Origin of the sequence: Zobellia roscoffensis (genome assembly GCF_015330165.1) — a bacterium.
GTDB lineage: Bacteria > Bacteroidota > Bacteroidia > Flavobacteriales > Flavobacteriaceae > Zobellia > Zobellia roscoffensis.
Genome location: NZ_JADDXT010000002.1, coordinates 4,802,022 through 4,828,268, shown reverse-complemented (window position 1 = coordinate 4,828,268; position 26,247 = coordinate 4,802,022). Strand labels below are relative to the sequence as shown.

Genomic DNA, 26,247 nt, shown 5'->3' with positions numbered 1-26,247 from the left:
TTCTTATGAATCTAGAATCTCAAAAATTATCTGTAAAGGAGAAAATCGGTTACAGCCTAGGTGATTTAGCGGCTAACTTGGTCTTTCAGACTTTAATGACTTATCTGGCCTATTTCTATACAGATATTTATGGTTTGGAAACTAGCCATGCATCGGCCATTATACTAACGGTTGGTCTTATTGCGGCATTCGGTTTCAACCCTATCATAGGTGCTCTTGCGGATCGTACGACTTCTAAATGGGGCAAGTTTAGACCTTGGATTTTATTTACGGCGGTTCCTCTGGGTGTTGTAGCTCTTTTGGCTTTCAGCACACCTGGTTTTAATTATAAGGGCAAGGTTATTTATGCGGTGGTTACGTATACATTTTTACTGCTTTTATATGCGGCTAATAATTTGCCGTACTCTGCATTAAGTGGCGTAATTACAGGCGATATGGGCGAAAGGAATAGCCTGTCCGCTTATCGCTTCGTAGGTGTGATGTTCGCACAGTTTTTTGTGCAGGTATTTATGCTGCCTATAATTGAATCTGCAGGTAATGGAGATAAAGCTATGGGTATAGAGGTTGTTATGACTTGGTTGGCTATTATTGGCACGGTCATGCTCATTATTACTTTTTTAACTACTAAAGAACGTATTGTTCCTACTGCGGAGCAGAAATCTACCTTAAAAGAAGATTTGGGTGATTTATTCAGTAATATACCATGGATTATTATGTTGGTGCTTACCACGCTCGTATTTGTGACCTTGGCAATGAAAGGTGGGTCTTATGTGTATTACTTTGAGAACTATGTGGATAAAGAAAGTTTGACGATTTTTATACAACCTATTTTAGATGCTCTAGCATCTATTGGTGTCAATTTTTTTGGTGAGAATCCGGTTTCTGCGGGTTTTGGACTTTTTAATGCCGGTGGTATTATTTTTATGATTTTTGGTATTACGCTATCAAAAAGATTTGCCGATAAATATGGAAAGCGAGATGTCTTTATGGTAGCGCTTTTTATATCAACGCTTTTTATTATTTTCTTTTACTTCTTTTTACCAACTTCGGTCGGGCTTATTTTTACTTCTCAGATTTTTCATGGCTTCTTTTATGGGTTGACCATACCCTTATTATGGGCTATGATTGCAGACGTAGCAGATTTCTCGGAATGGAAGAACAATAGAAGAGCCACAGCCATAATTTTCTCTGCTATGATGGTGGGATTAAAAGGAGGTCTAAGTATTGGGAGCTCATTGGTTACTGGTATTTTAGGAGCGTATGGTTATATTTCAAAAGAAGCCATGGTTGCGGGAGAAGCTATTGTGCAACCAGAAAGTGCAGTTCTAGGAACAAAAATGCTAGTTAGTATTTACCCGGCAATTCCGTTTTTATTGGGAATTGCTTTGCTATTTTTATATGAGATAAATAAAAAGATGGAAACTCAGATAGAGGTAGATTTAAAGAAACGAAGACTAAAATAAATAACGCATAACATAATACGAATATCACATGCCAGAAGAATCTATAGAAAATATCGATTTTGATAAGTTGAACGAAACAGCTATTTCTCAGCCGTTGGTAAAGAATATATACACTGCAGATCCCTCCGCTCATGTTTTTAATGGAAAAATATATATCTACCCGTCCCATGACATAGAAGCAGGGATTCCCTTTGATGATTTAGGGAGCCATTTTGCCATGGAGGATTATCATGTGATTTCTATGGATGGAGTACATAGTGAAGCAGTTGATAATGGTGTAGCGCTTCATGTTGATGATGTGCCGTGGGCAGAAAAACAAATGTGGGCACCAGATGCAGCACATAAAAATGGTAAGTATTATTTATATTTTCCTGCGCGAGGTTATGACGGAATTTTCAAAATAGGCGTAGCTGTAGGTGATGCTCCAGAAGGGCCTTTTGTGCCACAGCCTGAAGCAATACAAGGAAGTTACTCTATAGACCCTGCAGTTTTTGAAGATGAAGATGGTAGTTATTATATGTATTTTGGTGGAATTTGGGGCGGACAGCTTCAAAAATATCGTAATAATACATACGATAAAAGCAATGAAATGCCAGAACCAGAAGAAGTGGCGCTATTACCTATTGTAGCCAAATTAACGGACGATATGCTAGAGTTTGCAGAAGAGCCAAAAGAGGTGCAAATTTTAGATGCAGATGGGAAATTACTTTTAGAGGCCGATAATGATAGACGTTTCTTTGAAGCTTCTTGGATACATAAATATGATGGTAAATATTACTTTTCCTATTCTACGGGAGACACCCATTTTATCTGCTATGCGATAGGAGATAACCCATACGGACCATTTACCTATACTGGACGTATATTGAATCCTGTTGTAGGTTGGACCTCTCATCATTCCATTTGTGAGGTAGAAGGTAAGTGGTATTTATTCTATCATGATTCTAGCCTATCTAAAGGCGTAACTCATTTACGTTCTGTGAAGGTTGCAGAAATTACCTATAATTCAGATGGGAGCATAGTGACTTTAGATCCTTATACGCAAAAGTAAATTGAATATTAAAATAAGAAAAAGGGACTATTGAAATAATAGTCCCTTTTTCTTTTCTTATTTCTTTTTCAATTCAATGAATTGAAGGTGGTCATTATTTTTTGCAGCGATGATATAAGGCTGTGAGTTTAATTGTATGCTAGACATATTCTTCACATCACCAGAGACAAAAAAACCACTGTCTGATGCGGGAATTGCTGTGAACTCTCCTTTACCATTTCCTTCTAAAAATAATCCATGACCGGCATCGTTACGCGGGGTTTCAACTTCAGAAGCATAAAGGTTTCCTGCTACAAGGATATCCAGATTACCATCTAGGTTATAATCATCTATTAGTATCTCATTAATGCTAGAAGTTTGGGCTAAAATCGGAAGCTCGCGAACTATGAATTTTCCATCCCTATTTTCTAAATAGATACTGGCAAAAGATTTCACTTGATAATGAAGTGCGGACTCCAGAGATTTTTCGGTATACACATCTTCTAAAGTAGCTTCTGCAAAACTCTCGTAATTCTGAAATTTTTGTTTTATGGCAGGAATCTGCTGCGATGAACAGCCTCGGCCACGCACGGGATATTGCTTGCCGTCATTGTAATAACTTAGTACAATGTCTTGGTTGTTATCTTTGTCAAAATCACTTACGAAAATATCAAAAGTTTCTTCTTCGGTGGCTTTGTATTTGTAGTTTTGACCATTATTGCCAACTACATAATCCATATCGCCATCATTGTCAAAATCCCCCTGTTGTACGCTCCACCACCAGCCAGTGGTATCTTTTGTTAACCCTAAAGATTCAGAAACTTCTTCAAACCCTGTTTTGGTATTATGGAACATACGTATGGGCATCCATTCTCCAACAATCATAATATCCTGTCTGCCATCATTATCATAATCTGTAATTACGGCACTGGTAGCCATCCCTAGATTTTGAAATTCTTTGGGTTGTATTTCTTCAAAGATTTCAAAACTAACCTTGCCATTACTACTCATGTTTTTTAAAATGTGACTCGTAGCAGGGCTGGGAAAGTTTTTAGGAACTTGTCTACCTAATACCAAAAGGTCAGGTTTACCATCACCATTAAAATCGGATTGATAGACCTTGGAACCGCTTATTTTTAAATCAGGTAGAGCAGTAGCGTTTGCTTTAGTAAAATTTCCTTGACCATCATTTAGGTATAATCGGTCTTGGAGAGCTTCGGAATTATTTGAAAATTCATACCCACCGCTTACTACGTACAGGTCATTATCTCCATCACCATCGGCATCAAAAATTAAAGAGCCAGAATCTTCACTTTTAATATCGTCCTCTAAAAAGGTAGAAGGGTGTTTTTGAAACCCGGTTGAAGTTTGCATAAATAGACTACCTATATTACCGGAAGAACCTCCAACAAAATAATCTTCTAAGCTATCGTTATTAAGGTCTCCCACCGCTAAAGTTGGACCAAAAGATGACATTTTATGTGGAAGTAAAACCTGGTCCTCAAAATCATCGTACTCGTTTTCGGTATGTTTGTATGCAGGAAATTTTGAAGTTTTATCTGTGGCGAATATTTTGGATTTAGTGATGTTTTCATCGGTGTCTACAATAGCATTGTTAAAATCTAGAGTCAATGCTTGATTAGCCTCAACGGTATTTAATTTTTGGATTTTACCATTAGGCCATACTACTTTTAGCTCGTCTACTTTTGAAGCAACTCCCAATCCAAAATGAAGCATAGGAGCAACGGAAGATTGAAACCCTCTCGAAAGCGTCAATTCTTGCATTTGGGTTTTCCCGTCAACGGTAACATAAACGCGAGACCCAAGACCAAACTGGTTACTCTGATTACCTTTGAATTTTATCTGAATATAATTATTGGTTTCTGAAGCATTGTTTTTAAAGATTGAAGCTTCATCATCTATATTATTGGTAATAAGTTCTAGATCACCATCATTATCAAGATCGGCGTAAGCTACGCCATTGGAAAAACCTTTGAATTCAATGCCCCAATCTTTGTTGGCTCTTTTGAATTCTAGATTTCCCATATTTTTGAAAATGAAATTATCAATTTTCTCCGATGGTATTTTTTGACTTAACTCTAATAGCGTATCGCTTTTTATTTTGATAGATTTCAGCTTATTGAAATAATCATTATTGTTAATCTCACGACGCGTACCGTTAGATACGAAAAGGTCTTTGTGCCCGTCATTATCAAAATCTGCAAAAAGGGGTCCCCAGCTCCAGTCAGTTGAAGAAGTGCCGGTTATTCTGGAAACATTAGAAAAATGTGGAATACCATCTTCAAAAACTCCCGAGTTAACCTGCATACAGTTATGCATGTATTGGTAATGGAACCCGGCATTGACTACATCCCAAAAAAGTTTAGGATTCATGCTGGCCATATTGGCTTTCTTTCGTCGGTTTGATTTGGCATCCATATCTACCTGAAAAATATCTAGGTTGCCATCATCATTAAAATCGGCTATATCTGCACCCATACCATAAAATGCGGTTTGCGATGTGGCTTGTTTTACAACCTCTTTAAATGTGCCATCTTGGTTATTGATGTACATAAAATCAGGAGAATTAAAATCATTGGAAACATAAAGGTCAGGCCAAGAGTCATTATTGAGATCGCCTGCCGTGGCACTTAGTGAAAGTCCGTAAGCCTTTAAGCCAGAAGCTTCGGTAACATCTGTAAACGTATTTCCGTTATTTTGGTACAAATGCCCAGACTCATGGTCTTTGACATTTGCCATTTTATAAACATAGGCAAAAGTGGGAGAATCAAATTGAGTAGGAGGGTAGTTGGCTACAAATAGGTCTAGGTCACCATCTTTATCATAATCAAAAAAAGTAGCTTGCACACTATTTCCAATGTCATTTAGGCCATATTCTGCAGCCTTTTCAGAAAAGGTTTCATCTCCATTATTGATGTATAGTTCATTGTCTTTTGGTCCAAATTTACCACCTACGGAACAATAAATATCCAAAAGACCATCCGCATTTACATCTGCCATGGTTACGCCAGTATACCAGCGGTCATCTCCAGAAATACCTGCATTTTCTGTAATATCTTGAAATTTAAGCTCGCCTTTATTTAGGTATAGCTTATTGGAAACTTGGTTACCGGTAAAAAAGAGATCTACTAAGCCGTCATTATTGATGTCGCCACTTGCCACACCACCGCCCATATATAAATAGGAGTAGGTGAAATAATTTAAGGAATCATTTTCAGTAAGGGTATTGTTGAAATTAACACCTGTTTGGTCAGATTTTAAGCCAGTAAATATCTTACTATCCGTTTTGATTTGTTCTTCGGTACAACTTGCGAAGAGAAGAATAAAAAACGAGTATACTAAGGTTTTACTGTAAATATTTATATCCATTTGTTCGTGTTCAAAAATTTAAGATACAGTTTTTTAAAAATAGAATAGAAACAAAAAACAGTGTGTCGACCAAAACACACTGTTTTAAAATTACTAACTCAAAACTAACTAAAATTAAGCGTTTTAATACCCTGCATTCTGGTCAGATGCAGAGATGTTTATGTTTGCATCTATTTCAGGTTGAGGTATTGGTAAAAGCTCATGTTTACCAGCTTGAAATTGGGTGTTGGCTAATTCTGTACTAGCAATTCCCCATCGGATAATATCATTAAATCTGGTTTGCTCTCCTGCCAATTCCACTTTACGTTCGTGCACTAAAGCTTCAAATACTTCAGCTTGTGATAAGCCCGTAGCCAATGGAGCTAATGTAGCCCTTTCGCGGACTTCGTTAATATAGCCTACAGCAACATCTTGGTCACCACCTGGTCTCATGCTCTCGCACTCCGCCATCATTAACAATACATCTGCATATCTCAAATACTTAAAGTTAATACCTGAAGTTTGATCTTCGTTCGCATCTTTGTAGTAGTTGTTGTATTTAGCCCATCCGGCATTACCACCGCCATTACTTGGAAAAGCATCTACAGTTAATGAACCATCAGGCCCAAAAGTATCACCGTTTACATAGAAAGATTGCTCAAAACGAATGTCTCCAATTTCATACTCTTCTAATAAGTCATCTGAAGGAAAAACATTAAACCAATCATTAAAACCATATTCCTGACCTCTAAAGGTAGCCTCGTTAGGACCTTGACCGCTACGGTCAGAATTCCATTGTGCACTGGTACCAAAATCATCATTGTATTCAATTTCAAAGATAGACTCTTCACCATGTTCAGTTTCTTCCATGAAATTGTCAAAGTAATTGTCTTCTAAGCTATAACCGTTTAAAGCGGAGAATTGGGTTAAAGCATCATCATATTGCTCCAAGAATAAATAAACCTTACCCAGTAAGGCTTGTGCAGCTCCTTTAGTGGCACGTCCGTTCTCTTCATCGCCTTTTGATTTTAAAGTAGGTATAGCCTCTTGTAAGTCTTTAATGATTTGCGCATATATTTCAGAGCTAGGACTTTTACCAGGACCAGTGCCATCATCAGGTGGTAAGGTGGTAACAAGAGGGGCATCACCATATCTGGTTACGATAAAGAAATGAAATAATGCACGCAAGAATTTAGCCTCACCAATTGCCTTTTTCTTTAAGTCGTCGCTCATCTGAGAAGGTAAAATCTCATTAATTTTGGTCTCATTTTCTATAACGAAATTTGCTTTATTAATGCCTCTGTAGCAACTTTCCCAATAGGCTCCAATAGCACCATGGCTGGAGTCGAACGAGAAATCTAAATATTGACGTTTATCTGCTTCTAACTGGTTGTTCCCCCCATTTTCGTGGGACATATTATCCATCATAAAAAACATATGACGGCTATATAGACCTCTGGTTTGTAGGTTGGAGTATACGGCATTTACGGCAGACTGAACCTGAGTTTGGTTCGCAAAGAAAGTGTCTGGCGAAAGCTCGTTTGGATTCGTTAATTCTAATGAGTCTTCATTACACGAAAGCACAAGGCCGATCGTTGCTAAGACCGTTACTAGTATTTTAGTTTTTTTCATAATCTTTTTTTTTAAAATGATAGTTGTACTCCAAGTAATACTGATTTAGGCTGTGGATAGTTTCCTCTATCGATTCCTAATTCGTATTGGCTGTTTCCACCATTGTTTGTCAAAGGGTTCCCTATTTCTGGATCTAAACCAGAGTAGTCACTAATAGTAATCAAGTTCTGACCACTGATATATATTCTACATTTGGAGAAATATTCCTCTAAAGCTGGATTATCCAATGTATATCCCAATGTTATATTCTTAAGTCTAGCATATGAACCATCTTCTACAAAACGATCTGAAATAGAGTTAAAATTCTGATCATTTCCTCCTGCTGCAGGTACGCTGTTGGAAGTTCCTGGACCTGTCCATCTATTCAACACATTCGTTCCTGCGTTAAATAATCTAGGCATGCCTTCTAAGTCATAAATATTAGTATTGTAAACATCAACGCCAGATACACCAGATATAAATAGATTAAGATCTAACTGCTTGTAGTTTGCGTTTAAATTTAAACCGTATGTGAAGTCTGGATACGGATTTCCGATTTTTACTCGATCATCTGCGTTAATTTGGCCATCTCCATTTTGGTCCACAAATCTTATATCTCCAGGGTTTACAGGAAATACCCCGTCAACAGCTGTTTGAGTTAGATTAGCATCTACTTCGGCTCGTGTTTGGTATATACCATCTGTTTCATATCCGAAGAAAAAGAACAAAGGCTCGCCTACTTCAATTCTAGAAATATTCTGTGATTCAAACGTACCCCCAGAAAGTGATTCGTTTGACCCTAAAGACTTCACTTCATTGCTTGAGGTACCAAGGTTAAGGTTGGCCGACCATGTGAAATCTCCATCATAATCATTATAACCAAGACTAAATTCAACACCGCTGGTTTCAACAGAACCTACATTTTCTGTTACAGAACCTGAGTTAATACCTAGTGAGCCGGCCAATGGGCGACTCATTAATAGGTCATCACTTGTATTATTGAAATATTCAACGGCACCCGTCAATTTCCCATCAAAAAGCCCAAAGTCCAATCCAATATTTTTCATGGTGGTTTCTTCCCATTTTAAATCTGCGTTGGCAAGGCCTCCAGGTGTAGTACCTGTAGCGAGAACGTCTCCAAATGGATAGAAGAACTCGGAAAGCAACGTAGAACTGTATTGGTAATCACCAATTCTATCATTTCCTGTAATACCCCAGCTACCTCTTAGTTTTAGCGTGTTAAATGCGGTATCTGTTAGAAAGCTTTCTTTCGCAATATTCCATCCTAATGCAACAGAAGGAAAAGTACCCCATCGATTGTTTTCTCCAAAGCGTGAAGAAGCATCTCTACGAATAGAAGCAGCAAAAATATACTTTTGATCAAAGTTATAATTTAGTCTGCCCAAATAGCCAATACGATTGTATTCAAAAGTCTGAGACTGTAAAAACGATTTTTCATTTGATACTTGATTTAAATCGTCTGTAATGGGGTTTTCACTATTACTATTTAAAAGGTCGTTTTTAGTTTCTTGTTTTTCTGCAAGAACCAATAAATCAAAATTATGCTTATCACTTAAGGTGAATGAATAATTTAGACTGTTAGTAATTGTTATAGACTTCCTTATGCTAGAATTTTTTGTAATTGTAGCAAAGGTTGAACTGTGCGTAGCTCCTTCACTATCGTCGTTATACGAGGGTACAAAAATATCGGTATTAGAATTTCTATAATCTAGACCAACCTGGCTTTTAAACTTCAGCCCATCAATGATTTCAAATTCACCAAAAACACTTCCAATAATTGATGAAGATTTATTGATTTGTTCGCCAAGGGTTTGAACTCTAATTGGATTTTCGGCATCTTGACCATCTAAGGCACTGTTTGGCCCTTGAAATCCTTGTAAGTTATTAGGATTATATATTGGTAAATACGGAGCGGCTTTAATAGCATGCTCTAATAAAGAACGCGTGCCCAGGTTTCTTTCTGGATTTTGCGTTTGGAATGAAACTGCCATAGTTTCACCAAAATTGAATTTACCTACAGTAAAGTTGCTGTTAGCTCTAAATGAAAATCTTTCAAACCCAGTTTCTATTATAGCACCTTCTTGGTCCATATATCCAGCAGAAAATCTAAAATTATTGTTTTCGCCACCACCCGATAGAGCAAAATCCACTTTTTGCATAATACCTGTTCTAAAGAGAGCATCTTGAAAATCTGTAGTATTACTGTTGGATTGTGAAAGAGGAGAAGTTGGTGTAACACCAAATGCATCTTGAGCATACTGTAAATATTGCTGCGTATCTAATAAATCATACCGTTGGTTTGAATAATTAACACCTGTATAGGCATCAAGATTAATAATTGTCTTACCTGATCTATTTCCTTTTTTTGTAGTAACCATTACAACACCATTAGATCCTAAAGAACCATAAATGGCAGTTGTAGAAGCATCTTTTAGTATGTTTATGGATTCGATATCATTAGGATTTAAATCTCCTAAACCACCAGCAATGATACCATCAATAACATATAATGGGTCATTGTTGTTCATAGTACCTAGGCCACGAATACGGACTACTGGTGCACTACCAGGAGAACCAGTGTTCAAAACCGTTACACCGGCAGCTCTACCTTGTAAGGCTTGATCTGCACTAGCCACAGGTAATGCAGCTAATTCTTCAGAACCTACTGTTGCTATGGCACCAGTTACTTCTGCACGCGACTGCGTACCATAACCAACTACAACCACCTCATCTAAAGCTTCTGCGTCTTCTTGTAGACTAACATTTATAGAAGTTTGACTCCCTACTACGATAGTCTGAGTGGTCATCCCTATATAAGAGATCACTAACTTATCGGTAGAATTCACGTTAGAAAGAGCGTAATTACCATCAAAATCTGTAGTTGTACCATTAGTTGTACCTGCTACTATTATTGTAGCACCTGGCAAGGGAGTGCCGCTATCATCAGAAACTACACCACTTATTGTGGAAGTCTGTGAATAGGCAAACTGCCCAATCATTACAAGACATGCAATGACCGCATGTTTAAGTTTAATCATAATCTTTGAGTTTAGTTGGTTAATTATTAGATTACTGGCCTAGTGAAGACCCGACTCTAGCAAATGTATATGAAGGGCTGCATGAGCAATAGAAGATTTGATGCATATAGTGAAAATTATGTTGCAATACCATGTAAGTCTCAATATTTTGAGGTTAAAACAATGAATTTGATATTTTTAAACTATGAAATTTATCAATATAACATATGCGTTGTAAGGGTCAATATGAGGTAGAAAACCATATGTTACTCCAATTATTTGCTTTGAGTAATACATTTGTTGATTACCTTTTGGTTATTCTAAGATTACAAGAGTAGAGTGTTGGGATTTATGCTGTAATAAATACGTTTTAGTTTAAACTTAGAACACTTGGTATTTCATAACTAAACATTAGAACAAGCAGGAGGTAAAAGATAGCAGATCTTTAAGGAGGGATAGTTAATGAATTAGGGGCATAAAAAAGCCCGATATATACCGGGCTTTTTAATATCAAAATGTAATGCTTAAGTTTAAGCAACTTCAGCTTCCGGGTTTTCTTTTTTCTTTTTCATCCAGAAATAAAGTACTGTAAAAAGGACGATTAAAATACCGGGAAAGATGGTCATTGTAAGTAAGGTAGCTTGCCCAGATACTAAATCTAGTTCATCTCCTGTAAAACCTTCGGCAGCAGCTTTAGCTTTATCAGAATCAATCCATCCACCAATAATTGGTTGAAATATAGAGCTAGAGAACATACCCACCGCACCAACAATCGAAAGACCTAATGCACCACTTTTTGGAATTTTATCGGCAACAAAACCAATCATATTTGGCCAGAAATAGGCAACACCCAAAGCAAAGAAAATTGCAGCAACGTAAGCCATTGTTCCTGTTTGCGTACTGAACAAATATATACCTAATGTGGCAAGAACTGCAGAACCTAAAAGAACCCCGGTTTGGTTGAATTTTGCCACCATACTACCACCAAAGAATCTGGCTACGGCCATTAAACCTGCAGTTAAGGCTAGGATAATCATAGGATTAGCTCCGCTTTTAGATAAGATAAGGCCCACCCATTGGTTTGGTCCGAATTCTGAAATGGCGGTCAATGCCATACAAACAAGCATAAATATAAAAAGAGGAGAAAGCATCGCTTTAAAGTTTCCTCCAATAGTAGCAGCTTCTTCCACTTTGGCTTTTGGCCAAGATTGTCCAAAGAACAAATAAGCGTATACTAACGTTGGTATAAGAATCAACCAGATTTGACTTTCCCAGCTAAATGACATATCGGTCATAAAACCAGAAATAAGACTTCCTATAGCAATACCACCTGGGAACCACATATGAAAACGGTTCATCATGGTACTCATTTTGTTTCCTTGGTAAGCATCTGCAATCATAGGGTTACAAGCCGCTTCAGTACAGCCGTTACCCAATCCAATAAGAAGAGTAGAGATAAGAAGACCTACGTAGCTTCCTGAATAGATGGTTAATATAATACCAATGGCATGGGCAAAGAATGCAAATTGCATAATTGCCTTTCCACCTACTTTATGATAAACCAACCCGCCTACCACCATAGACAAAGGAAATCCTAAAAACCACATAGAGTTTATAAAGCCTAGTTGTTCACCACTTAAGCTTAACTCCTCTCCTAATTGAGGCAAAATACCTGCTCTAATACTAAAAGAGAATGCGGTAGTAATTAACGCAAAGCAACTTGCGTAAAAAAGTCTGTTGGCGTTTGAGGCCATTTCAGTTGTTTTTGTTTCCATAAAAAATTGGTTTGTTGTTTAAGCTGAAATTCGTAAAAGTAACTTTTGATAAATATTTATTGCGAAAATCGAAACGAAAGATAAATCAAAAATATGTAATTGATAAAAAAAATCAGAATTTAACAGCCCGGTACATCATAATAAAAAACCAGAAAAGGAACGGAAAATTTATTTTTTAACCTAATCATGTGTTAAATGTACACTTATTTAAATTAACTATACTACCTTCAAGGTGCCAAATGTCAGATGGTTAGGTGTTAAAAGGAGTGGGATTCTTCGGAAGGCCCTGCTAATTAATAAATCTAGGATATAAATATACAGTGGTAGGTTGGGAAGTATAAAAACTAACAATATTGTATTTCTTTGATAAAAATAGCTTTGTTAAAGTGAGAAAAACGCAATTTTTTACTTAATAAGTTGCCTTATTATTTTTATATTCACACCTGCTTTGTAGAAAGGTTATAACCTACAATTAATTTCAGAAATATTGAGAAAATGAAAGAAGACAAGACCAAAACCAGTATGATCAAAAAATCAAGAAGAGATTTTGTAAAGAACACCGCATTATTTACCGGTGGAGCTATGTTATTGCCAAACCTACATATGAGCGGTATGGCAAATGTGTTAGGAGATAAGAAATTAAAATTGGCGCTTGTAGGTTGTGGTGGTCGTGGTACTGGTGCAGCGGTACAGGCATTAACTGCAGATGAGAACATAGAGCTTGTAGCAATGGCAGATGCTTTTGAAGATCGTCTGAAAGGTAGCTTGGCCAATATTTCTAAAGCCATGGGTGAAACCAAAAAAATCAATGTAAAAGAGAAAAATCAATTTGTTGGTTTTGATGCTGCAACCAAAGCAATGGATTTGGCTGATGTGGTTATTCTGGCAACGCCACCAGGTTTTCGTCCGCAACATTTTGAGTATGCAGTAAACAATGGGAAACATGTGTTTATGGAGAAGCCGGTAGCAACAGATGTACCTGGTGTTCGTAAGGTTTTGGCAGCAGCAAAGAAAGCCAAAGAAAATAAATTGAATGTAGTAGTAGGTCTTCAAAGACATTATCAAGACAGTTATCTGGCGGCCATGGACCAGATTAAAAAAAATTCTATTGGGAAAATAGTTTCAGGACAAGTATACTGGAATAGTGGTGGAGTATGGGTCCGTGAGCGTCAAGCTGGACAAAGCGAGCTTGAATATCAAATGCGTAACTGGTATTATTTTAACTGGTTGTGTGGCGATCATATTTTAGAGCAACACATTCATAATATAGATGTAGCAAACTGGTTTGTTGGTGAGTACCCTATTTCTGCACAAGGTATGGGAGGTAGGCAAGTTCGTAAGGGAAAAGATCACGGTGAGATATATGACCATCATTTTGTTGAATACACTTATCCTAGTGGAGCTGTAATTGCTAGTCAGTGCCGTCATCAGCCAGAAACTATGAGTAAGGTTTCAGAATTCTTCCAAGGAACAAAAGGTACGGTGTACACTAAAGGTGATAATGCCACTTTAACAGATTGGAATGGTAATTCAATATTTGAACATAGAGGTAAAGATGATCCTAACCCATACCAAGTAGAGCACGTAAAGCTTTTTGAATCTATACGGAACGGAGGTGTAATTGCCGATGCCGAAAATGGAGCAAAAAGTACCATGAGTGCTATTATAGGTAGAATGGCTACATATTCAGGTAAAGTTATTAAGTGGGATGAAGCGATGCAATCTAATATAGACTTGGCACCAGATGAATTAACTTGGGATTCTCCTGCTCCTGTTCAACCAAATGCTGATGGTACGTATAACATACCAAAGCCAGGTGAAACAGTCGTAATTTAATTTATGGATATCAGAAAATAAAAGTGTCCCCGTGTTTTAGGGGACATTTTTTTGTTTCCGTTTTAAAAGAAACCTAGGGTTTCTAATATATGGTAAACCGGAAAATAGAATTAACTTTGTTTTCCATTTTTGAAATATAATTATGCATAATACGATTAAAATTTTTGCTTCTGCCGCACTTCTTTGTCTGTCAATAGCATGTAAGGAAGAGAAAGCGCAGAAGGCAGAAGTAGTTAAAACTGCTGAAAAGATAGGTGCCTCAAAGACCGTAGAAGTAGACACTACGGTTATAAAAGAAAAGCCAGAAGGTGTTACCGCTCCTAAGGGAATGGTTTGGGTACCTGGGGCTGTATTTTCTCAGGGAGCCGTACCTCAGGATAAAGGAGCAATGGAGCATGAGAAACCGGCACATAAGGTTGCTGTTGATGGGTTTTTTATGGATATCACTGAGGTTACTAATGATGACTTTAAGAAATTTGTAAAAGAAACAGGCTATGAAACTGTAGCAGAGCGTCAAATAGATTGGGAAGAGATGAAGAAACAACTTCCTGAAGGTACTCCAAAACCTCATGATAGTATCATGCAACCGGGCTCATTAACTTTTAAGCAAGCAAAAAGTGCGGTTCCCAATCTTTATGATTTTTCACAATGGTGGAGCTGGACTATAGGTGCCGATTGGCAACACCCTAATGGACCTAGTAGTTCTATAAAAGGAAAAGGAAATTATCCTGTGGTTCACATTGCATATGAAGATGCTTTAGCATATTGCGAATGGGCTAACAGGCGTTTACCTACAGAAGCGGAATGGGAACGTGCTGCTCGTGGTAACCATTTAACAACTACTTATTATTGGGGTGATGAGGACACCAAATTATCTGATAAGGCCAATACGTGGGAAGGAGAATTTCCGGTAACTAATGTGGAGACTGATGGTTTTGGACTCCGCGCACCGGTAAAATCATATCCTGCCAATGATTTTGGTTTGTATGACATGGCTGGTAATGTTTGGGAGTGGACAAATGATTGGTACAATACCAATTATTATAAAGAATTGAATGCGACTTATCCTGTAGCAAAAAATCCGGTAGGGGCAGATCAAGCCTATAATGAAAGAGATCCATACGCGAGAGAAAAAGTTATGAAAGGCGGGTCGTTTTTATGTAACGCCAGTTACTGTGCTAGTTATAGAGTTTCATCTCGCATGGCTACTAGTTTAGATTCATCGTTAGAACATTTAGGTTTTAGGACCGTTGCCACGCCAGAAATGGTTCGTAATTCAAAATAAATAATTTCTCTTATGCAGTTTTTAGAAAATTTTAAGCCAGAATTGGTCATATCATCCCCAGGTAGAATTAACCTTATAGGTGAGCATACCGATTATAATATGGGGTATGTATTGCCAACGGCTATAGAAAAGAACATCACTTTTAGTTTTAAAAAGAACGGTTCAGATAATCAATGCCATGTATATAGTAAAACATACGATACGGGTTTTGAAATAGATTTGAATACAATAGCCGTAAGTAAGGTAGAGTGGGAGAATTATATTCTTGGTGTATTAAATGAAATCTCAAAACGAACGGATAAGGTAAGAGGTTTTGATTGTATTGTAGAAAGTAACTTACCTACAGGGTCAGGACTAAGTTCTTCCGCGGCATTAGAGTGTGGATTGGCTTTTGGTCTTAATGAGATGTTTGATTTGGGCCTGTCCAAGATAGAAATGGTACAACTCTCACAAACTGCAGAGCACACCTACGTGGGTACGCAATGTGGTATTATGGATCAATTTGCTTCCGTTATGAGTGAGGCTGGAAATGTTATTCTTTTGGACTGCCGTTCTTTAGAATACAAGCATATTCCAATAGATTTAAATCCGTATAAAATAATACTTCTTAATACTAAAGTTTCCCATAATCTAGCTTCAAGTGAGTATAATACGCGTAAGCAAGAATGTGAGCAAGGTGTTGCTGTTATTCAAAAGAAAAATTCCAATGTAAAATCTTTGCGAGATGTTGATGAAGAAATGCTTCTTGCATTTAAGGATGATATGAATCCCATAGTTTACAATAGATGTTCTTTTATTGTAAAGGAAAATGATAGGGTGTTGGAAATGGTTGAGGCATTAAAGCAGAATAACCTTAAGGAGGTGGGTCAAATCCTTTATAAGGCCCATGATGGGATTAGTAAAGAGTATGAAGTAAGTTGCCCTGAATCTGATTTCTTGGTAGATTTCTCAAAAAATAATAATCAAGTTCTAGGAGCGCGACAGACCGGAGGAGGCTTTGGTGGATGTACATTGAACATCGTACACGAAAGTGCGGTAGGAGATTTTGTAAGCGCAGCTACAAAGGCGTACAAAGATAAGTTCGATATTACTCTGGAAGCTTTTGAGGTGCGGCCAAGTGGAGGCACAACAAAAATATAAGCTAAAAGGCCAATCTTAAGATTGGCCTTTTTGTTTTTTAGGAGAAGACTAGTGAGCTTGGGAGTTCAATAATGCGTCTTCTAATGCTAGTTTTTTATGTCTACTTAGCGGAATTGAATGTCCACATACTTCAACTTGAGATCCATTAAATTTCTCAACCTTATCAAGGTTAATAATATATGATTTATGAACCCTTAGGAACCTGTCTTCCGGAAGTTTTTCCGCAAAAGATTTCATGGTAGACAAGATTAAAATATTTTTTTCTTCCGTGATGACTTTAATATAATCACCAAGGCCTTCAACCCATTTTATGTCACCAAGAGGTAATTTTACTTTTTTGAGTTTGCTGTTTACAAAAATATAGTCGTCCTCATTTTCTTCAACTTCAATATTATTTTGAAGTGCTTTTTTAATGGCGGTGTTAAAACGATTTTGGCCAATAGGTTTTAGAAGATAATCCGTTACATCATAATCAAAAGCCTGCATGGCATACTGTTCTTTAGCAGATATAAGAATAATTTGCGGACGGTTTTTTAAAGAGTCTATAAATTGAAACCCATTTATTAGGGGCATTTCTATATCTAGAAAAACGAGGTCAACATTATTTTCTCCCATATGTTTTTGTGCATCCACAGCGTTCTTGTAGTCGGCAATAAAACGGAGATTGATATGATTTTTTATAAGTTTGGCAACTGCCGTGCGTTGCGTTTTAGAGTCGTCTATAACTACACACGTTAATTTTACAGAGTTCATAATAAGAGGATTTTTTAAAAAGTATATAACTTCTTAATGAGGTTAAATATTCATTAATTAATCACCTTCTTTTTACAGTTGTGGGGCCAGAAAAAAATAGGTTAGTGATTACAAATATATAGTTTAAAAATTTACTGGCTCAAAGGCATTCTTAAAATAAGGAATGATTTTAAAATTTGGTAATTTTTAAGTGTAAAACTGATAGATGTCATGTTTTCTCTCTTTAGAAGATTATAATTTTATAAAACAAATCAAAAGTCATGCTAAAAGTCCTTTTGCCCACCGATTTTTCTGAAAATTCTAGAAATGCCATAGATTATGCACTGCATTATTATAAAGATGATGAATGTGTTTTCTATATTTTACATACATATACTCCTATGGCTTATAGGGTAGATTATATATTGGGATCACCGGCGTACGTTGGGCTTGGCGATAACTGGCAATCAGAAACCGAAGCTCAAATAAATGAGTTCTGCAGTGAAATAGAGCATTTGAACCAAAACGAGAAGCATAAATTTGTAACGCATATAGCATTAGAATCTTTATTAGTTGAGGTGTTAAAAGTTACATCAAAAGAAGAGATAGACGTGATTGTAATGGGCACTCAAGGAGCAACTGGAGCAAAATCTATATTTTTAGGAACCAGGACAAGGAATGTTTTAAAAGTATCAAGGTGTCCCGTATTGGTGGTTCCTGAGGGTTGTTTTTATAAAAAACCTGAAAAATTGGCTTTGGTAACAAATTATAAAAGAAATTTCTCTGCAGATATTTTGGCACCCGTAAAACAAGTTCTTTCTCGTTTTAAATCATCAATGCATATTATGCATATAAATGAAGAAAAGCAATTAGATTCTATCCAGGCGTCTAATAAAAATACATTAGATGTTTACTTAAAAGTGTTTAAGCCAAACTATCATTGGATGCCAAACTTTACCAATAAAACAAAGAGCATACAGGTTTTTATAAAGGAGTTAGATGTAGATTTTTTGACAATGATTAAACATGAGCGAGATTTTTTTGGAAGTATAATGAGGGAGCCAGTTATTAAAAAAGTAAGCTTCTGTGTTGAAATCCCTTTTTTAGTAATACCCGTAAACGATTGAGGTAAGGCAAAATTTAAGAGGTCCCAATAGCGCTCATAAAAGAATCTCTCCTGCTTCTGCTTAAAGTTATTTTCTTACCTTCAACTTCCACCATAGTATTATTGAACTTCTCTATTCTTTTTAGGTTGATAATATATGATTTGTGAATACGTACAAATTGTGAATTGGGTAACCTTTCTTCAAAAGCTTTCATTGAAGATAGTACAATGTGGTTAGACTTTTCAGTAACTAATTTTACATAGTCTCCTAAGGCCTCTATCCATTTTATATCCTTATAATTTACTTTTACTTTCCTAGAGTTACTTTTAACAAAAAAATGCTCTTCATCTTTATTGTTTGTATTTAATTTCGCGTTACGCAGTACTTTATCTACTGATTTTTGAAACCTTGCGGGTAAAATGGGTTTTAATAAGTAATCTGTTATATCATAATCAAAAGCTCTAAAAGCATGGTCTGGTGTATTGCTCACTAGAATAATTTTGGGACTTTCTTTAAAAGTCTCAATTAAGTCAAAACCTGTAATTAAAGGGAGTTCTACAGTTAAAAAAAGAAGATCTACCTCCTCATTTGCTTTGTGATTTTTAGCATCTATTCCGTTTCTATATACATTTTTAAGACTTAAATTCGGGTTCTGGTCTATTAACTGTGCTAGCTGATTAGAGTGAAATGGAGAGTCTTCTATAATTGTACTTGTCAATACTAAATCATCCATAGTCTAGGTATTTTTCAATAAGTATTTACGAGAAGCTTGTACCAAGGGTTTGGTTTTTGAATAACTTTTTGTTGATAGTTATTTTGATTCACATGGAAAACCTCTTGTAAATGCCTGTTTATAGTAGGTTTGGACTGTTGTAAGTACTGGGGACAAATACGACCAAATGCTAAAAGTTTTAATAACTTTTAGAAGGGTCTTTTTACAAAAAGGCTATTTTTGTTTTTTAACTATTTAAAAAGAGTATTTGATTATGTCTGATAAAATAGAAAGGCTTAAAACGATGATTATAGGATCGGGACCTGCAGGTTATACAGCGGCAATTTATGCGGCTCGTGCAGATTTAAAACCGGTTGTATATACAGGAATGGAACCTGGAGGACAATTGACCACTACAACAGAGGTTGATAATTTCCCTGGCTATCCAGAAGGAATAGATGGCCCTAGTATGATGGTGCAGTTACAACAACAGGCAGAACGTTTTGGAACTGAAGTTCGTATTGGTATGGCAACGGCCGTTGAATTGAGTGATAAAGTTGGTGGCATTCATAAAGTAACTATAGACGATAATAAAACTATAGAAGCGGAAACTATAATTATTTCTACAGGTGCATCAGCAAAATATTTGAACATCCCTAGTGAACAACGTTTGCGTGGTGGTGGTGTTTCTGCATGTGCGGTTTGTGATGGATTCTTTTACAAAGGTCAAGATGTGGCTATTGTTGGTGCAGGAGATACTGCTGCAGAAGAGGCGTCTTATTTAGCTAATATCTGTAATAAAGTAACTATGTTAGTCCGTAAGGATCATATGCGTGCATCCAAAGCAATGCAACATCGCGTTGAAAGTCTAAGTAATATAGAGATTAGATATAATACGGAGGTAGATGAAGTTCTAGGCGAACAAGTTGTTGAAGGTCTGCGTATGGTCAATAACCAAACTGGGGCTAAGGAAGATATTGCCATAACAGGTCTTTTTATAGCTATTGGTCATAAACCAAGTACAGATATATTCAAAGGACAGTTAGATATGGACGATACAGGGTATATCATTACCAAAGGAAAGTCTACTAAAACTAACAAGCCTGGTGTTTTTGCAAGTGGAGACGCTCAAGATAGAGAATACCGCCAAGCGGTTACAGCTGCAGGTACGGGTTGTATGGCTGCGTTAGATGCAGAACGCTATTTGGCTACTGTAGAAACACCACAGGAAACGGTTTAAGTAAGCCATATAAGAGGACTAAAAAAAGCTGCATATAATGCAGCTTTTTTTAGTCCTCTTAATTAAATTTTCAATCCAAACGCCTGTAATTTTCAGAGTTGATTCTATTTCCTTCCTCGTCTCTAAAAATCTGACTATATCTATTCTTTTCCAATTGAAGTTCCATTTCCCATTTCATATCAGAATTGGCAATTTTCCTCATGGAGGCGGACATATATTCTAGTTTTTCAGTAAGAGTACGATCTGTAGTTTCATAAGAACCATATCCAAACCATTCCACAGAATCGTTGGGTACATAACGAGTCCACATAACTTTACCATTGTAATACATTTTAATTTGACGATACCCATCTGCAACCAATAATGTGTCTGATGGGTGAATACCATCGTTATAGTTATAATGGCTAACTAATTCCCATGTACCCTCAATAGTAGGATGGTAGGTAGCTTCCGGAGCTTCATATTTTGCAGCGGAGACAAGTAAGAAAGAAACACAGATTACGGTAATTATTTTTTTCATTGCCAAGTGTTTTTTAAGGTTATCATATAAGATTCTGTAACATCGGTCTAAAATAAACCGTTAGGAGCTTTTTTAATCAATACGATGATAGTTCTCAGAGGCAATACGTCCCCCATCTTCATCTAGTGAAATTTGGGTAAAAGTATTGTTGTCCAATTGTAGTTCCATGTTCCATTGCATATCTTCATTGGCAATTTTTCTCATGGAAGCAGACATGTATTCTAGCTTTTCTACTAAGGTATTATCCGTAGCTTCGTAAGAACCATATCCAAACCACTCTACAGTCTTATTGGGTGTGTATCGTGTCCACATAACTTTACCGTTATAGAACATTTTGATTTGGCTATATCCTTTTACAGGAGTAAGTGTGTCAGTAACATTTTCACCGTCATAGTTGTAGCGGCTAACAAGTTCCCAGGTTCCTTCTATTGAAGGGTGAAGTTCAGATTCAACAGATTTTGTTCCTGTTGCGGAGATGAGCAGAAGCATCAATAATGCCAATCCTAATAGTTTTTTCATAATAGTGTAGTTTAAGTGGATAAGCGGTTTTGCATCAATAAGTTACAACAAAATTTGTTAAAATAGTATTTTTTGTAACAATAAATTACGATATTCTTAGTGTAGGTAAAATCTTCATAATTGGGTATTTCAAAATCAAAAAAGGATAAAATAGAGAGATTGACAAAAAGAAGAATGTATTTTACGGATGTGTGATTTCTCTTCGCGAGCGCTGTGTTTTAGTTAATTATTTGCTAATTTTAGTAGATAAACTAACTCCAAATAAATATGAAGAATATTACACTCGTAATGTTTGCCCTACTTTGTTCGTATACATCGTTCGGTCAAACGATTTCAGGAAATGTCACTGATACAAAAGAGGTACCCTTACCAGGTGTTTCTATCGTAGTAGAAAGAACCAATAAAGGTGCTACAACGGATTTTGATGGCAATTATATCATATCAGCTTCCGAAGGTGATGTACTCAACTTTACTTATATAGGTATGAAAAGTAAGACCGTCACTATAGGTGGGGACCAAACCATTAATGTGGTTTTAGAAGAAGATGCCCAACAACTTAATGAGGTTGTGGTTACAGCTCTAGGTATTAAAAAGGAGAAGCGCTCTGTTGGTTATGCCATTCAAGAAATTGGCTCTGATGAGCTTAACCGAGATAACAACGGAGATGTTTTAAGTGGAATACAAGGTAAAGTTGCCGGGGTTAACATCAATTCTAGTAGTGGTGCTGCCGGCGCAGGTTCTAGTATTATCATTAGGGGAATCACCTCTTTAAATCCTTCGGCAAATAACCAGCCATTATTTGTTGTAGATGGTATACCTATAAGTAATGAAGCTACAACGGGTAACCTTTTACCGAGTACAGGGTCCAATGCACCCTCGTCTTCGGAGCAGTTTTCCTTCACTAACAGAGGGGCGGACATCAACCCTAATGATGTAGAAAGCGTTTCCATATTAAAGGGTCCCGCTGCTACCGCTTTGTACGGTGTAAGGGCTGCAAACGGGGTTGTTGTCATTACTACTAAGAAAGGAAAGAATGGCGAAACCAAGTTCAACCTTAGAACAAGTATTGGGTGGCAAGAGGTAAATAAAACACCTGATGTTCAAACAAAATGGAGAGAAGGTAGAGGCGGTGAAATCGTATCTACATCAAATAACAATGCTCCGGATGGTTATGATTTTGCTGATGACCGCACTTTTGGGTTTTGGACATTAGGACCTGAATATGGCCCGAACGACCAAAACTATGATAACTTCAAGAATTTTTTCAATAGGGCTTTTACTACGAATAACTCTTTAAATATAAGTGGAGGTGGTGAGAGCTACACCTATTTTGGTTCCATATCCCGGTCTGATGATGAAGGCTTGGTACCTAACACCTATTTTGACAGAACGTCACTTAAACTTTCAGGTACTTTTAACGTTACCGATAAATTTACGGTAGAACCCTCTATTTCATACATTGTATCAGATGGAAGATTACCAAATGGTGGAGATAAATCCATTATGAGTTCTCTTTCTTATTGGTCTCCAACTATAGATATAAATGATTATGTCTTACCTAATGGAAATGAAAAAAATTACACGGCAGGTGTTGTAGATAACCCTCGTTATTTTGCAGAAGTAAGCTATTTGGACAGTAGGGTCAATAGAATTTTGGCCAATACAAAATTCAATTATAAATTTAATGATTGGGCATCCGTGCAATACCAGTTGGGAGTGGATAATTATCATGATTCAAGACTCCGTTTTGTTCCACCAGATATTGACCCTGGTTCTGCAACCCAAGGTTTTATTGTTGATGAAGCTTTAAATTATAATGAGTTGACATCTAATTTGTTCGTTACCCTATCAAAAGATTTTAACGAAGATTTTTCTGCGTCTATCCTGGTAGGAAACCAAATATCGGATACAAAAACTAGAAGGCTTACTTTGCGTGCCGAAGGTCTTGATCCGAACAATCTAACGGCTTTTGGTCAAGCAAATAACTTCTTTGAGGATATTGGCGGAGCCGAACGTAAAATTGTTGGTTTGTTCGGAGATGCAAGGTTAGAGTACAAGAATACGTTATTTTTAAACGTAACAGGAAGAAATGACTGGTCATCCACACTGCCAAAAGAGAATAGAAGTTTCTTTTATCCGTCGTTCAATTTAAGCTACGTTCTATCTCAAACCCTTCAGGACGCAGGAAGCTTACCGGACTTTTTAACCTATGCCAAATTTAGGGCCTCTTATGCAGAAGTGGGTAAGGATGCCCCTGCCTATGTAGGAGTTTATTATGATCAACCTTCTAATTTTCCGTTTGGAACTGTAGATGGTCTTTCCCGGGATAGCTCAGGAGGGTCAAGTACATTAAGACCAGAACGTACAGCTTCAATTGAAGTTGGTGGGGAGCTCAAGTTTTTCAATAATCGTTTCGGAATAGATTTTACCTACTACAAACAAAATAGTAAGGACCAAATTTTGCCCGTACCGGTTGCTCAATCCTCTGGTTTTAATACGTTTGTTTTGAATGCAGGCGAAATTGAAAATAAAGGATTGGAAGCATTGGTAAACATTGTTCCTGTAAGGAACGATAACTTTCAATGGGATGTTACTTTGAACTGGTCGAAGGTTGAAGCGGAAGTTATTTCATTACCTAACGGAATAGATGAAATTATTTTTGCCGATAGTGGTTTTCCCGGGGTAGTTTCCAAACTGGAAGTTGGTGGAGCTCCCGGAGACCTTTTTGGATACGTTTATGCAACACATGAAAATGGTAGTCGGTTAATTGGTGATGACGGTTTTCCTATCATCGTGGCCAATAACCCTTCCGATCGGGTTAAAGTGGGGAACGCACTTCCAGATTGGTTAGGAAGTGTTAGTAGTACTGTTAAGTATAAAGGGTTGGCATTATCATTTTTGTTGGAAAGAAAAGAAGGTGGTGAACTTTATGACTCAGGACAACGAAATGGTATCCGTAACGGAGTTTTGGCTATTACAGAATTCCGTGATGCCGAAATTGTATTGGACGGAGTTCTGGCTGATGGTTCCCCAAATAACATTCCGGTGTTAATAGATGAAAATTACTATAGAAGTTCTTCCGTGTACAATCGTGCTTCGGAAATATTGGTTCAAGACGCTTCCTGGTGGCGTTTGCGGAATGTTACTTTGTCTTATGACCTTCCTAATAAACTGATAAAAAATACTCCTTTTACAACAATGGGTTTCAGTTTTACAGGTACTAATCTATGGTTAGATACGCCTTTCAGGGGGTATGATCCAGAGGGTAGTCAGTTTAGTGCCGGTACAAATGCTTATGGTTTTACCGGGCTTAACATACCTAATACAAAGTCGTTCATATTTGGTCTTAACCTTAATTTCTAGAAAAATGAAAGTTTTAAAATATATATTATCGATTACGGTAACGACCGCTTTTTTAATTGGTTGTGATGATTATTTGGGCGATAACGTAGATCCGAACAAAGAGCTTCCTGAAAATGTCACGGAAGCAGATTTATTGACTACGGCTATTTACAATTCATCCTCTGCACATTATAGTATAGCCTTAAGTATATGTCAATATTCGCAGCAATTGGCCTCTTATTTTGAGCCTGGGGCAGATACGCAAGAAGAAGTTCAGATCAGTGGGGGGTGGAGCAATATTTATTTGCAGGCATTGGCAGATTTGAGCCAAGTAGTTACAATTGCCGAAGAAAGTGGTGCTACTCATTACTTGGGTGTGGCAAAGGTGTTACAGGCATTTAATTTAGGGCTTGCCACGGATCAGTGGGGAGATGTACCTTTTTCTTCGGCCTTACAAGGTGAAGACGATTTTAAGCCTTCATATGATTCGCAAGAAAGCATTTACACTCAAATAAATAGTTTGTTGGATGAGGCAATTACTTTGTTGGAAACCTCGGATACCAGTACCATAGGTGAAGACGATTTGATTTACAACGGAGACCTCTCAAAATGGACTAAAACGGCTTATTTCTTAAAGGCTAAGTATGCGCTTCATTTATCTGAGGTAAACCAAACCGAAGCAATTGAGGGTGTATTGGCTAATGTATCTTCTAGCTTTTCAAGCAATGAAGATGATTTTCAGCTAATGTACAATGAAAGGAACTTCAACCCGTGGAACTCAGGGGTTGTTTTGCCTAACAATACCGGAAACTTTTCAGTTTTATTATCTGATCAATTGGTAAGCCTTATGGATGGTACCTCTATACCTTTTGCTGCTGTAGCACTTGATCCACGTTTACCTCTTATCACAACAATAGGTGATGATACGGAATATAGAGGAGCTATTAACGGTTCTGCGGGAAGTCATGAAATAGCAGAATCGGAAGAAGATGACGGGGTGAGTGCTAACACAGACCTTGGAGCGAATAATTTTTATTCTTCTCAAACAGCTCCGGTACTATTAGGAAGCTATTCTGAATTAAAATTTATGGAAGCGGAAGCCTTGTTCCTTCAGGATGGTGGTGACGCAACTTCTGTTGGTGGTTCCATCGAAGCTTATAATGCTTATTTGGAAGGAATTGAAGCGAATATGGACAAGCTTAGTGTTTTGCCAGCCGATAAAGCAACCTACTTAACCGATGCATCCGTTGCTGTTGGTGCCGATAACTTAACAATGGCTTTAATTATGCGTGAAAAGTTTATTGCTACTTTTTTAAATCCAGAATCATTTGTTGACCTAAGAAGATATGACTTTGACCCCAATGTGTTTATAGGCTTGGAATTGCCCGTGGGACATAACGAAATATTAAATGAAGAATGGGTAAGAAGAGCTCAGTACCCGGCATCGGAACAAACCAGAAACGGTGAACAGGTTGAGGCGGTAACCAAAGATATAGGAGACCCTGTTTGGTGGGATAGGGATTAAAAAT

Annotated in this window: 17 protein-coding genes; 9 read left to right on the top strand and 8 right to left on the bottom strand. The window is 37.1% G+C overall.

Translation table 11 applies throughout. The annotated features are described in order from the left end of the window. Positions 1 to 5 precede the first annotated feature (5 nt). Together IWC72_RS19685 and IWC72_RS19680 are read left to right on the top strand one after the other, a co-directional pair. Positions 6 to 1,463, top strand: coding sequence for an MFS transporter (locus IWC72_RS19685; RefSeq protein ID WP_194530971.1), 1,458 nt, complete (start codon positions 6 to 8; stop codon positions 1,461 to 1,463). Positions 1,464 to 1,491: 28 nt separating this feature from the next. Continuing rightward, positions 1,492 to 2,514, top strand: a complete 1,023-nt coding sequence (locus tag IWC72_RS19680; RefSeq protein WP_194530970.1) for a glycoside hydrolase family 43 protein — start codon at positions 1,492 to 1,494, stop codon at positions 2,512 to 2,514. A gap of 57 nt (positions 2,515 to 2,571) precedes the next feature. Here the strand turns inward: IWC72_RS19680 and IWC72_RS19675 are convergent, their stop codons facing one another. The 4 genes from IWC72_RS19675 to IWC72_RS19660 all read right to left on the bottom strand — a co-directional run bounded on the left by IWC72_RS19675 (position 2,572) and on the right by IWC72_RS19660 (position 12,286). After that, on the bottom strand, positions 2,572 to 5,883 hold the full coding sequence (locus IWC72_RS19675; RefSeq protein ID WP_194530969.1) for a VCBS repeat-containing protein: 3,312 nt from the start codon (positions 5,881 to 5,883) through the stop codon (positions 2,572 to 2,574). A gap of 123 nt (positions 5,884 to 6,006) precedes the next feature. Further along, positions 6,007 to 7,494 (bottom strand): RagB/SusD family nutrient uptake outer membrane protein, encoded by a 1,488-nt coding sequence (locus IWC72_RS19670; protein WP_194530968.1) that lies wholly within the window; start codon positions 7,492 to 7,494, stop codon positions 6,007 to 6,009. 11 nt (positions 7,495 to 7,505) lie between these two features. Continuing rightward, complete coding sequence (locus IWC72_RS19665; RefSeq protein ID WP_194530967.1) at positions 7,506 to 10,532, bottom strand: SusC/RagA family TonB-linked outer membrane protein; 3,027 nt, start codon at positions 10,530 to 10,532, stop codon at positions 7,506 to 7,508. Positions 10,533 to 11,041: 509 nt separating this feature from the next. Beyond that, on the bottom strand, positions 11,042 to 12,286 hold the full coding sequence (locus IWC72_RS19660) for an MFS transporter (RefSeq protein WP_226979643.1): 1,245 nt from the start codon (positions 12,284 to 12,286) through the stop codon (positions 11,042 to 11,044). A gap of 495 nt (positions 12,287 to 12,781) precedes the next feature. Here IWC72_RS19660 and IWC72_RS19655 point away from each other — a divergent pair, with 495 nt between their 5' ends. From IWC72_RS19655 to galK, 3 genes are all read left to right on the top strand, one after another. Beyond that, positions 12,782 to 14,122, top strand: coding sequence for a Gfo/Idh/MocA family protein (locus IWC72_RS19655; protein ID WP_194530966.1), 1,341 nt, complete (start codon positions 12,782 to 12,784; stop codon positions 14,120 to 14,122). Positions 14,123 to 14,264: 142 nt separating this feature from the next. Beyond that, positions 14,265 to 15,407: a formylglycine-generating enzyme family protein gene (locus IWC72_RS19650; RefSeq protein WP_194530965.1), complete on the top strand. Its 1,143-nt coding sequence runs from the start codon at positions 14,265 to 14,267 to the stop codon at positions 15,405 to 15,407. A gap of 12 nt (positions 15,408 to 15,419) precedes the next feature. Continuing rightward, positions 15,420 to 16,547, top strand: a complete 1,128-nt coding sequence (galK, locus tag IWC72_RS19645; RefSeq protein WP_194530964.1) for a galactokinase — start codon at positions 15,420 to 15,422, stop codon at positions 16,545 to 16,547. Positions 16,548 to 16,595: 48 nt separating this feature from the next. Here the strand turns inward: galK and IWC72_RS19640 are convergent, their stop codons facing one another. Next, on the bottom strand, positions 16,596 to 17,300 hold the full coding sequence (locus IWC72_RS19640; protein ID WP_194530963.1) for a LytR/AlgR family response regulator transcription factor: 705 nt from the start codon (positions 17,298 to 17,300) through the stop codon (positions 16,596 to 16,598). Between the two features lie 260 nt (positions 17,301 to 17,560). On the opposite strand from IWC72_RS19640, the gene IWC72_RS19635 reads away from it, so the two are divergent. Further along, positions 17,561 to 18,406 carry a universal stress protein gene (locus IWC72_RS19635; RefSeq protein WP_194530962.1) on the top strand — a complete coding sequence of 282 codons (846 nt, stop codon included), beginning with the start codon at positions 17,561 to 17,563 and terminating at the stop codon, positions 18,404 to 18,406. Positions 18,407 to 18,419: 13 nt separating this feature from the next. On the opposite strand, the gene IWC72_RS19630 is transcribed toward IWC72_RS19635, so the two are convergent. Then, the gene (locus IWC72_RS19630) at positions 18,420 to 19,118 is read right to left on the bottom strand and encodes a LytR/AlgR family response regulator transcription factor (protein ID WP_194530961.1); all 699 of its coding nucleotides are present in this window, start codon (positions 19,116 to 19,118) and stop codon (positions 18,420 to 18,422) included. Between the two features lie 253 nt (positions 19,119 to 19,371). Between IWC72_RS19630 and trxB the strand changes: the two genes are divergently transcribed. Then, positions 19,372 to 20,337, top strand: coding sequence for a thioredoxin-disulfide reductase (trxB, locus tag IWC72_RS19625; RefSeq protein ID WP_194530960.1), 966 nt, complete (start codon positions 19,372 to 19,374; stop codon positions 20,335 to 20,337). 70 nt (positions 20,338 to 20,407) lie between these two features. On the opposite strand, the gene IWC72_RS19620 is transcribed toward trxB, so the two are convergent. Together IWC72_RS19620 and IWC72_RS19615 are read right to left on the bottom strand one after the other, a co-directional pair. After that, entirely contained in the window at positions 20,408 to 20,857 is a 450-nt protein-coding gene (locus IWC72_RS19620) for a hypothetical protein (protein WP_194530959.1), read from the bottom strand. 72 nt (positions 20,858 to 20,929) lie between these two features. Beyond that, a complete protein-coding gene (locus IWC72_RS19615; protein WP_194530958.1) occupies positions 20,930 to 21,376 on the bottom strand; it encodes a hypothetical protein in 447 nt (148 codons plus the stop codon). A gap of 267 nt (positions 21,377 to 21,643) precedes the next feature. Here IWC72_RS19615 and IWC72_RS19610 point away from each other — a divergent pair, with 267 nt between their 5' ends. After that, positions 21,644 to 24,739, top strand: a complete 3,096-nt coding sequence (locus tag IWC72_RS19610; protein ID WP_194530957.1) for a SusC/RagA family TonB-linked outer membrane protein — start codon at positions 21,644 to 21,646, stop codon at positions 24,737 to 24,739. A gap of 4 nt (positions 24,740 to 24,743) precedes the next feature. Then, positions 24,744 to 26,243, top strand: a complete 1,500-nt coding sequence (locus IWC72_RS19605; protein WP_194530956.1) for a SusD/RagB family nutrient-binding outer membrane lipoprotein — start codon at positions 24,744 to 24,746, stop codon at positions 26,241 to 26,243. Positions 26,244 to 26,247 lie beyond the last annotated feature (4 nt).